We start from the raw sequence: 10,501 nt of genomic DNA, 5'->3' as shown, positions 1-10,501 counted from the left end.
TGAGACATCAAGGCGGTCTGAACTCCTGTACCTCTTTCTTCGATCAACACTCTGGAATGCACGTTGTCGTCAAGGTTAATCGTTGCTCCCCAACTTCCGGGATTGTTAAATGTGTCATCGCCAACATAAAGGTGGCCATTTCTGAGGTCTAATTTGGCGTTAGGCGCAGTAGTACCAATCCCCACATTGCCATTAACCGTGTTAATCATCATATGATGTGTGAGGCTAGCATTTGTTGTGTTCGCTGGGGCACTTGAAAAACGAATATCGTTACCCCAATTTAAAATCAGCGAACCTCTTAGGGAAGAGTGGAAACTTCTCCACCCTGAAGTGGTATGTTCAATATTCATTCCCCAGTACGGGTAGTTTCCGCCAGAAGTTGAACCGAACATATTCCAAGTTTTAATTCTTAATGCTGCAGAAGCGTCATGATTGATTAGTGTTTATCCAGATGCTGGAAATGTATTTTGGGCAATTGCCAGTGTAGGATAAAGAATAACAAGTAAGAAGAATATCTTTTTCATAGTGCTTATTGTTGGATGGACCAAAAATTTAAGTAATCAATGATATAAATATTAGATAATTTAATCACTATATGTTTTTAAATAATTATGTATGAGACGATGATGAAAACTCAATTAAGTGGTACACCCATTTGCGATATCTAAACTTTTTATTTCCTTTGTCGTCTCAATAGAACAATGCAGTCAAACGCTTCTACATATTCCCAAACCATTAAGCTACCTCTAGTAGCGGTGGAAGCGAGTGCTCTTAGGGCAAGGACTAGGAGGCGCTAAGCCTCGATATCATACCGACTGCCTATGTGGTGGTCATCAATTCCCAATCCGTATTGTATTATTAATTTTTGAGAGTTTATAACTCGTCATTCTGATCCCGATTCATCGGGAGAAAGAATCTCCTGATTAATTTGAGAAATTGTTTCGGTTGCTATGCTTCCTCACAATGACGACCAGAATAAAAATGAAAACACAGTTTATCATAAAAGAAGCCCAAGCAGCAGATGCTAGCTATGCTCAGGAAATCGTAGATGAGATATCAGCTTCTGCTCAGATTCGAGGTACCGGAATCGCAAAGCGAACACCAGAGTACATCCAATCGAAAATCGAAGAAGGCAAAGCTATAATAGCCACCACCAAAAAAGGGGAGTGGGCCGGCTTCTGCTATATAGAAGTATGGAGTCACGGGCAATTTGTTGCGAATTCAGGACTAATTGTTTCACAGAAGTTTCGTGGAGAAGGATTGGCCAAGCGTATTAAAGAAGCCACTTTCAACCTTTCTGGCAAGAAATATCCAGAGGCTAAGATTTTCGGATTGACAACAGGAGCTGCCGTACTTAAAATCAATTCGGAGTTGGGATATAAGCCTGTGGTCTATTCTGAACTTACTCAGGATGAAGAGTTTTGGGGCGGTTGCAAGAGCTGTGTCAACTTTGACATCCTGACGGCAAAGAAGCGACAGAATTGTATTTGCACAGCCATGCTTTACAACCCAGCATGGGAGAAAAATCAGAAACCGAAGCGCACCCAGTGGAAGGGGCGTGAACTGGATAAAGACTTAAAACTCTTTGAACGTTGGTTGAATTTTAAAAAGAACATCCTCCTCAAGCGAGAGGAAAAAAAGAACAAACGAAATGGAAAATAAGAAAGTAGTCCTGGCATACAGCGGAGGGCTCGATACCTCCTATTGTGTAAAGTATCTCACTGAAGAAAAAGGACTTGACGTACATTCAGTACTGGTCAATACGGGAGGGTTCACCAAAGAAGAGTTGGTGGGAGTAGAGGCTCGTGCTTACGAACTTGGCGTTAAAAGCCATACCACAATTGAGGAAACAGCTAACTACTACGATAAAGTAGTCAAGTACCTCATCTTTGGAAATATTCTAAAGAATAGCACTTACCCACTGTCTGTTAGTGCTGAACGTGTCAGTCAGGCACTGGCAATTGCCAAGCATGCGAAGACCCTAGATGCCGCATTTATTGCGCATGGCAGCACAGGGGCAGGTAATGATCAAGTGCGTTTCGACATGATCTTTCAGACCTTTTTGCCAGAAGCTGAAATCATCACACCCATTCGTGATATGAAGTTATCGAGAGAAGAGGAAATTGAATATCTAAAAGCCAAAGGTGTCGAAATGGACTTTGCCAAAGCTGCTTATTCAGTGAACAAAGGCCTTTGGGGCACCTCGGTAGGAGGCAAAGAGACATTGGGTTCGAATGGCTTCTTGCCAGAAGAGGCCTTCCCAACACAAGCGACAATGGATCAGGCTGAAGATTTAGAACTTGGTTTTGAGCATGGCGAATTAAAATCAGTAAATGACAAATCCTTCGACTCGCCTCATGAGGCAATCCAGTATTTGGAAACCATAGCAGGTCCCTTTGGCATCGGTCGTGACATCCATGTTGGTGATACGATCATTGGTATCAAGGGCAGAGTTGGTTTCGAGGCAGCAGCGGCCGTGCTGACTATCAAAGCGCATCAAGCACTAGAGAAGCATGTGCTTACCAAATGGCAAATCTATTGGAAGGATCAAGTGGCGGCATTCTATGGCAACTGGTTGCATGAAGGTCAGTTTATGGATCCAGTCATGCGCGATATGGAAGCTATGATGTCGAACACTCAGCAAAAAGTAACTGGGAAAGTCTTTATCACGCTTTTGCCGTATCGTTTTCAAGTCAATGGTATTGAATCCAATCATGACCTAATGTCCGCGAAGTTTGGCCACTATGGAGAGATGAATAATGCTTGGACAGGCGAAGATGTCAAGGGGTTCTCGAAAATTTTCGGCAATCAAAATGCGATCTATCACCAAGTAAATAACGAATTATGATACGAGCAGGAATTATAGGTGGCGCTGGTTATACGGGAGGCGAATTGATTCGTTTGCTACTCAATCATCCGAAAGTAGAAATTAGCTTCGTTCAAAGCCGAAGTCAAGCCAACGAACCGATCAGCAAGTTGCACCCTGATCTTTTGGGCGAAACTGACTTGAGCTTTGTTCAGGAGGTTATCTTCGATATTGATGTACTATTTCTATGTATGGGACACGGAGCTTCCTCCGAGTTTTTCGATCAGCACAAAGTCCCGGATTCGGTAAAAGTGGTCGACCTGAGTCAGGATTTTCGCTTGGACGATGCCAAGGTCTATGGTTTGCCGGAGCTTAACAGAGATGCGATCAAGACATCGAATTTTATTGCCAACCCAGGTTGTTTTGCCACGGCCATTCAATTGGCGCTTTTGCCTTTGGCACACAACGGAGCTTTGAAAGAAGTACACGCTTCAGGTATTACAGGCTCAACAGGGGCAGGAGTAAAGCCTTCGGATATGACACATTTTAGTTGGCGTGAAGGAAATATGTCTACCTACAAAGCATTCAATCATCAACATATGGCTGAAGTGACCAAGAGTTTGATGCAATACCAATCTTGGTATGATCAACCGATTAATTTTATTCCTTACCGAGGAAATTTCACACGCGGTATTTTGGTAACAGCTTATCAATACATCGAATGGCCCTTGGAAGAGGCGATTAACGTTTACAAAGAATACTACGAAGACCATCCTTTTACTTGGGTAAGTGACCATCCATTGGATGTAAAACAGGTGGTTAATACCAATAAGTGTTATGTCCATTTGAGTTTACATAACGGGTATTTGATGATTCAATCAGTGATTGATAACTTATTAAAAGGAGCCTCTGGTCAGGCTGTCCAAAACATGAATTTGATGTTTGGGCTGGAAGAAACGGAAGGCCTTAAACTAAAAGGGAGCGCATTCTAATGGAGTTATTCGATGTATACCCCCTTTATCCAATAGAGCCCGTCAAGGCACTGGGCTCTAAGTTGTGGGACAAAAATGGTACTGAATACCTAGATCTATATGGTGGGCATGCCGTCATTTCCATTGGCCATAGTCACCCGAAATATGTAGAGAGACTAAGCCATCAATTAGGACGGATAGGCTTCTATTCAAATGCTGTTGAGAACTCATTGCAAAATGAGTTAGCGCTTAAAATGGGGCAGATTTCTGGTTATTATGACTACTCACTTTTCCTGTGTAGTACAGGTGCCGAAGCGAACGAAAATGCTTTGAAGTTGGCCTCATTTCATACGGGCAGAAAGAAAATCATTGCCTTGGAAAAAGCATTTCATGGCCGAACTTCTGGAGCCGTGGCAGCAACACATAACCCTAAGATCATTGCCCCTTTCAATGCCGATCATCAGGTGGAGTTTGTACCCATGAATGATCTGGATGCTTTGGAATTAGCTTTTGATGATGAGGTGGCTGCCTTTATTGTGGAGGGTATCCAAGGAGTCGCTGGGCTTTACACACCCTCCAATAAGTTTTTGAAGAAGGCACAAGCCCTATGTGAGGAGCATGGGTCGGTATTTATCATGGACGAAGTGCAATCTGGTGCTGGGCGAACGGGAAAATTCTTTGCACATCAGCATGCTGATATCAGACCAGATATTATCACGTTGGCAAAAGGCATGGGAAATGGTTTTCCGGTGGCAAGTGTGTTTATCGCACCCAAGTTTGAGCCTTGGCATGGCATGCTGGGAACAACATTTGGAGGGAATCATCTGGCTTGCGCTGCTGCCTTAACGGTACTTGAAGTGATCTCGGAAGAGAAGTTGATGCAAAATGCCAAGGCTCTGGGTGACTACGCGATGGATCGTCTGAGTAAAATGCCTGCAGTCAAAGAGGTGCGTGGAAAAGGCCTGATGATCGGAGCAGAGTTTGACTTTCCGGTTGCCGATTTAAGGAAAAATCTGCTGATGGATCATAAGATATTTACTGGATCTGCAGCAAATAAAAGTACGCTGCGGCTATTGCCTTCATTGGCTGTAACCAAGGAAGAGTTGGACCAGTTTTTTGAAGCGCTGGAGATAGAATTAGAAAAATGACCACCTCGCCCGTTGGGCACTCCTCCTAAAAGGAGGAGACTGATTTGGTTGCTCCCCTGATAAGGGGAGCTGTCCGAAGGACTGAGGGGTAATAATACTTGTCCCCCGCTGGCGGGGGATGGGGGTGGATAAAAAAAGATAATGAAACACTTTACATCAATATCAGACATTAACGACCTAGACGGACTGGTGGAAAAAGCTTTGGCATTCAAAAAGGATGCCTTTCAACCTACTATTGCCTCTGGTAAAAAGGTTGGGCTTATCTTTTTGAACCCGAGCCTACGTACACGCTTAAGTTCTCAGATTGCAGCCCAGAACCTGGGTGCCGAAGCAATTGTCCTTGATATTGGGAAGGATGGCTGGGCTTTAGAGTTTGAGGATGGAGCTGTCATGAATGGCAACAAAGCTGAACATATCCGAGAAGCCGCTGGGGTAATGGGTCGCTATTTTGACGTGCTGGGTATTAGAACTTTTCCCGAACTGAAAGATAAAGATACTGACTATGAGGAGTTGCTTTTGAATGCCTTTTTAAATCATGCAGGAATTCCTGTTGTAAGCCTCGAAAGTGCAACCCGTCATCCACTACAAAGCCTGGCTGATTTAATGACGATGAAAGAGCATTGGTCTGAAACGCGAAAGCCAAAAGTGGTGCTTACCTGGGCTCCTCATGTGAAGGCACTTCCTCAGGCGGTGGCAAACTCTTTCACAGAATGGATGATTGCAGCCGAAATGGATTTAACCATTACCAATCCGGCTGGCTACGATTTGGCACCAGAGTTTAGAAAAGACGTTCACGTGAACCATAATCAAATGGAAGCATTGGCGGATGCTGATTTTGTCTATGTCAAAAACTGGTCATCCTATGAGCAGTATGGCCAAGTATTGTCTCAAGATGATACATGGACTTTTGGCAATGGCCACTTGTCTGTTACTAACAAAGCGAAGGTAATGCATTGCCTACCCGTTAGACGAGGCTTGGTCATAAAGGATGAAGTGCTGGATGGTCCGAATGCTATCCATCTGGATCAGTCCGAAAACCGAGTTTATTCTGCACAAGCTGTTTTAAGTGAATTGTTGAAATGAAATCAGTTGAAGGAATTGTACTGAAAGGATATAAAGGGATTAAAACCCCTCTGTGTCTCCCATTAAAAAAGGGGAGAAGTAAAAAGTAATAGATGAAAAAGCTAAGTGTCATAAAAATTGGAGGTAAGGTCATTGATGATCAAGCGCTGCTTGGCCAATTTCTTCAAGACTTTGCGGAGCTTGAAGGGCCAAAAATCCTTGTTCATGGAGGAGGTAAAATCGCTTCTGACTTTGGAAAGAGACTCGGCATTCAGCCCAAAATGGTTGAGGGACGAAGAATTACCGATTCCGAAACCCTAGAACTGGTTACCATGGTTTATGGTGGTCTTGTTAACAAAAAAATTGTAAGTCACCTACAGGCCTTGGGCGAAGATGCCATTGGTTTGTCTGGGGCGGATGCTAACGTCCTAAAAGCTACAAAACGACCAGTAAAGACTATTGACTATGGCTTCGCAGGTGACATTACAATTGAAGGAGTCAATAAGAGCAGGATATCTCAGTTTTTGGAAAATGGATTAATACCTGTGATTTGTGCCTTGACTCACGATGGAAGTGGGAGCCTGTTGAACACCAATGCAGATACTCTTGCAAGCGTAATCTCGGGAGCGCTTTCGTCTGAATATGAAGTTAGACTGACCTACTGTTTTGAGCATAAAGGTGTTTTGAGTGACTTCGAAAAACAAAAGGTCATTGCGACTATTGATATAAAGGAATACGAGTCTCTGAAGGCAAATGGTATCATTAGCGATGGAATGATTCCTAAATTGGATAATGCCTTTGAAGCACTAAAATCGGGTGCTTCGGCTGTGACTGTTGGTCACTTTTCAGACCTTCAAGCAATGTGTAAAGGCAATTCAGGTACTTTAATTGAGATGAATTGATGTTACGCATATCAAAACCATACCGTCATTCCCGCGGAGGCGGGAATCCCAGAATGTTCACCTATGAAAGTTATATTAAGATTCCGGACATTTTTCTTTGCTTAAAATCTACAAAGAAAAATTCCGGAATGACGTCCACTATTAACTATTCAGTATGGAGTTAAGCGATCAGGCTATATCATTACTTAAAAGACTCATTGAAATACCATCTTTGAGCAAAGAAGAGACTGCTACCGCTGACTTGATTGAGACTTTTTTTGTAGAAAGGAATGTCACGACCGAGCGATCGGGAAATAACGTCTGGGCAAAGAACCTTTACTTTAATGACAGCAAGCCCACAATTCTTCTTAATTCCCATCACGATACCGTAAAGCCGAATGCGGGTTATACGAAAGACCCCTTCAAGGCGATTGAGGAGGGTGGAAAGCTTTATGGTCTAGGGAGTAATGACGCTGGGGGTTGTCTGGTTTCATTGATTGCTACCTTTCTCCACTTTTATGATAATAGAGGGCTTGATTACAACTTAATTCTTGCGGCTACTGCAGAAGAAGAGATTTCAGGAAAGGGTGGCATCGAGGCTTTGCTAAATCAACTACCAAAAATTGATTTTGGGATTGTTGGAGAGCCTACTTTGCTGGACATGGCAATTGCAGAAAAGGGGTTGATGGTTTTGGATTGTGCTGCGAAGGGACAGTCAGGTCATGCAGCCAGAGATGAAGGCGAAAATGCCATTTACAAGGCAATGCAAGACATCGAATGGTTCCGCAGTTTTGAATTTCCAAAGGTGTCTGCAACCCTCGGGCCGGTGAAAATGAATGTCACCATGATAGATGCGGGAACACAGCATAATGTGGTGCCAGATCATTGTCGTTTCGTGGTGGACGTCAGAACCACTGATAGCTATTCTAATCAAGAAACGCTCGATATCATCAAAAGAAATGTAAAAGCGCATGTGACGGCTAGGTCTACTAGACTCAATCCTTCTGGGATTTCAATGGATCATCCAATTGTTAGATCAGGGTTAAGTTTGGGTAGAAAGACCTATGGCTCGCCTACACTATCCGATCAGGCTTTGATGCCATTTCCTACCCTGAAAATGGGGCCAGGAGATTCGGCCAGGTCACACACTGCTGATGAGTTTATCTATCTCCATGAAATTGAGGAAGGGATAGGATTGTATATTAAAGTTTTACAGAAAATCTTAAAAAGATAGAAGCCCGAAGCCAGAGGATGGAAGATTATCTTCCAACTTCTGACTCCAGTCTTCCGACAAATAGTTCATATGAAACTCTGGGAAAAAGAAGTAAAAGTATCAGACATAGTCGAGCGCTACACGGTAGGCCGCGATTTGGAATTCGATATCCAGCTAGCACCTTACGATGTGTTGGGTTCCCTAGCACACACCGAAATGTTGGCGAGTATTGATCTGCTGACGCCTGATGAGAAGGCAGAGATACACCGTGAGCTAAAGGCTATCTTCAAAGCGATCGAGAAAGGAGATTTTCAGTTGCAGGAAGGAGTGGAAGACATCCATTCACAGGTAGAGATACTTTTGACTGAGCGCTTGGGAGATGTTGGCAAGAAGATTCACTCGGGCCGATCGCGGAACGATCAGGTTTTGGTAGACTTGAAGCTTTTCATGCGCCAAGAAGTGAGAGAAATTACAGAAGGAGTTTCAGCGCTTTTCGATCGACTCGTTTCCCTGAGTGATCAGCATAAAGATACCCTCATGCCTGGCTATACACATATGCAAGTTGCTATGCCATCCTCTTTTGGGCTTTGGTTTGGAGCATATGCGGAAGGTCTTGTTGATGATTTGTATATGCTGCATGCCGCTTACAAAGTCATTAATAAGAACCCACTGGGTTCAGGTGCTGGCTTTGGTTCTTCCTTCCCCTTAAATAGAAAATTCACTACCCAGTTATTAGGTTTCGATGACCTGAATTACAATGTTGTTTATGCCATGATGGGTCGTGGAAAGGCAGAAAAATCTATGGCTATGGGTATGTCGGCTATTGCTGCTACACTTAGTAAATTTGCGATGGACGTTTGTCTTTACATGGGGCAAGACTTTGGGTTTATTTCCTTTCCAGATGAATTAACTACCGGATCGAGCATTATGCCGCATAAAAAGAACCCTGATGTCTTTGAGCTTATGCGGGGCAAGTGCAATCGCATACAAGCGTTACCTAACGATATTGCTTTGATGACCGCTAACCTTCCAGTGGGTTACCATCGTGAAATGCAGTTGATCAAAGAAGTGCTTTTCCCAGCAATCCAAGACCTTAAAGATTGCTTATTCATGTGCGATTTTATGCTGAGGAAAGTGGTGATCAACCAAGAGCTCATTCAAAAAGAGAAGTACAAGTATCTCTTTAGTGTAGAGGAAACCAATAAGCTCGTTTTGAGCGGTGTGCCCTTCAGGGATGCTTATAAACAAATTGGTTTGGCCATTGAGGCGGGAGACTTTGACCCTGACAGAACGGTTAGTCATAACCATGAAGGAAGTATAGGGAACTTAGCTCTTGAAGAAATTAGATCACAAATGAAGAGAGCTCTAGGTGACTTTGAGTTTGAAGCTTGGCAGCGGAGCATAAATGCCTTGGTTGAATAGCGGATTTTACATTCATAAAATTGTATTTGAAAGCATATAAGGTTAATTTCAAATACACATAGTATTTCTGAATGATTCGCAAAAGTAGATTACTTAACCCCGTCAGGATATCTTTTATTCTTGGCCTGTTTATCTATACATTTTCCACGGTTTCAGCCCAAAATCTTGAGGACATAAAGGTGATTCATGAGTCTGAAAAAGACGGTGAGTTCGTATTCTATGCGATCAACAGTATCGCCAATGATATCCATATGGTGTTAACTTTTGATGAAGACATGAGTCGCTGGAAGTGTGATCAGGCACTCCCATTTCAGAAGACGATAAAAGCAGGGAAAGTCAGGCTTTTCAAACTAAAAGGAAAAGCAGATTCTACTTATAATTTCCAATATAAGACACACTTCTTTGAAGGTTTTGGCAACCCCACTGTCAGTGATGTAGAATACACCATTCCGGGAGAGGAAGGACAAGAAATTAAATTTAAAGGTATTACTAACCTCAACGAGGATCAAAAGAGTGGAGCTCCACTGGACTCCTATTATGGGGTTAGTTTCTATGTAACCTATATGCGTGCGCTCAGGAGTGGATATGTTGAGTCAGTGAAATCATCGGTAGGTGACCCAATGGAGAGCTTCATCAAAATCACGCATAAGGATGGTACCGTTGGAACATATAGAGGTATCCTGCGTGGAACGATGAAAACCAGTAAGGGTCAATATATTGAGGCAGGTGATAGGTTAGGGGTGGCTGGTCTAACCAATGAAGGCAAAACGTACTTCGATTTTTCGGTTTCTTATATGAAGATGAATGTCGATACCGAAAAAGATCCTCAAGACTGGGTCTCTTACAAGTACATCAAGCCTCTCTTTAGAACAGCCATGAAGAAAAGAGCGGTTTTGAAAGCTGATCAAAGCTATACCGCAACATACCCTGACGATATTTATACTCAGGAAATGACAAGGGCTGAAAAGAAGAAGTTCGTCCGTAGTAGAGATTAATTT

At 43.0% G+C, this 10,501-nt stretch carries 10 protein-coding genes; 9 read left to right on the top strand and 1 reads right to left on the bottom strand.

The window, feature by feature from the left end; translation table 11 throughout:
• A partial coding sequence (locus tag J4E76_RS20065) for a hypothetical protein (RefSeq protein ID WP_208506588.1) occupies positions 1 to 392 on the bottom strand: 392 nt, incomplete at its 3' end.
• Positions 393 to 981: 589 nt separating this feature from the next.
• On the opposite strand from J4E76_RS20065, the gene J4E76_RS20060 reads away from it, so the two are divergent.
• The 9 genes from J4E76_RS20060 to J4E76_RS20020 all read left to right on the top strand — a co-directional run bounded on the left by J4E76_RS20060 (position 982) and on the right by J4E76_RS20020 (position 10,498).
• Positions 982 to 1,662 carry a GNAT family N-acetyltransferase gene (locus J4E76_RS20060; RefSeq protein ID WP_208506587.1) on the top strand — a complete coding sequence of 227 codons (681 nt, stop codon included), beginning with the start codon at positions 982 to 984 and terminating at the stop codon, positions 1,660 to 1,662.
• A complete protein-coding gene (locus tag J4E76_RS20055) occupies positions 1,652 to 2,848 on the top strand; it encodes an argininosuccinate synthase (protein ID WP_208506586.1) in 1,197 nt (398 codons plus the stop codon). The genes J4E76_RS20060 and J4E76_RS20055 overlap by 11 nt, the downstream gene beginning before the upstream one ends.
• Positions 2,845 to 3,798, top strand: coding sequence for an N-acetyl-gamma-glutamyl-phosphate reductase (gene argC, locus J4E76_RS20050; protein ID WP_208506585.1), 954 nt, complete (start codon positions 2,845 to 2,847; stop codon positions 3,796 to 3,798). Before J4E76_RS20055 ends, argC begins: the two co-directional genes overlap by 4 nt.
• Entirely contained in the window at positions 3,798 to 4,925 is a 1,128-nt protein-coding gene (locus J4E76_RS20045; protein WP_208506584.1) for an aspartate aminotransferase family protein, read from the top strand. The genes argC and J4E76_RS20045 overlap by 1 nt, the downstream gene beginning before the upstream one ends.
• A gap of 141 nt (positions 4,926 to 5,066) precedes the next feature.
• Positions 5,067 to 6,008, top strand: a complete 942-nt coding sequence (locus J4E76_RS20040) for an N-acetylornithine carbamoyltransferase (protein ID WP_208506583.1) — start codon at positions 5,067 to 5,069, stop codon at positions 6,006 to 6,008.
• Between the two features lie 92 nt (positions 6,009 to 6,100).
• Positions 6,101 to 6,889: an acetylglutamate kinase gene (argB, locus tag J4E76_RS20035; protein ID WP_208506582.1), complete on the top strand. Its 789-nt coding sequence runs from the start codon at positions 6,101 to 6,103 to the stop codon at positions 6,887 to 6,889.
• A 154-nt stretch (positions 6,890 to 7,043) separates the two neighbouring features.
• Positions 7,044 to 8,102: a M20 family metallo-hydrolase gene (locus tag J4E76_RS20030; RefSeq protein WP_208506581.1), complete on the top strand. Its 1,059-nt coding sequence runs from the start codon at positions 7,044 to 7,046 to the stop codon at positions 8,100 to 8,102.
• Between the two features lie 69 nt (positions 8,103 to 8,171).
• The gene (gene argH / locus J4E76_RS20025) at positions 8,172 to 9,503 is read left to right on the top strand and encodes an argininosuccinate lyase (protein ID WP_208506580.1); all 1,332 of its coding nucleotides are present in this window, start codon (positions 8,172 to 8,174) and stop codon (positions 9,501 to 9,503) included.
• 71 nt (positions 9,504 to 9,574) lie between these two features.
• Positions 9,575 to 10,498: a hypothetical protein gene (locus J4E76_RS20020; protein WP_208506579.1), complete on the top strand. Its 924-nt coding sequence runs from the start codon at positions 9,575 to 9,577 to the stop codon at positions 10,496 to 10,498.
• Positions 10,499 to 10,501: the final 3 nt, after the last annotated feature.

Origin of the sequence: Roseivirga sp. E12 (genome assembly GCF_017592825.1) — a bacterium.
Lineage (GTDB): Bacteria > Bacteroidota > Bacteroidia > Cytophagales > Cyclobacteriaceae > Roseivirga.
This window is presented reverse-complemented; position numbering and strand designations above follow the sequence as displayed.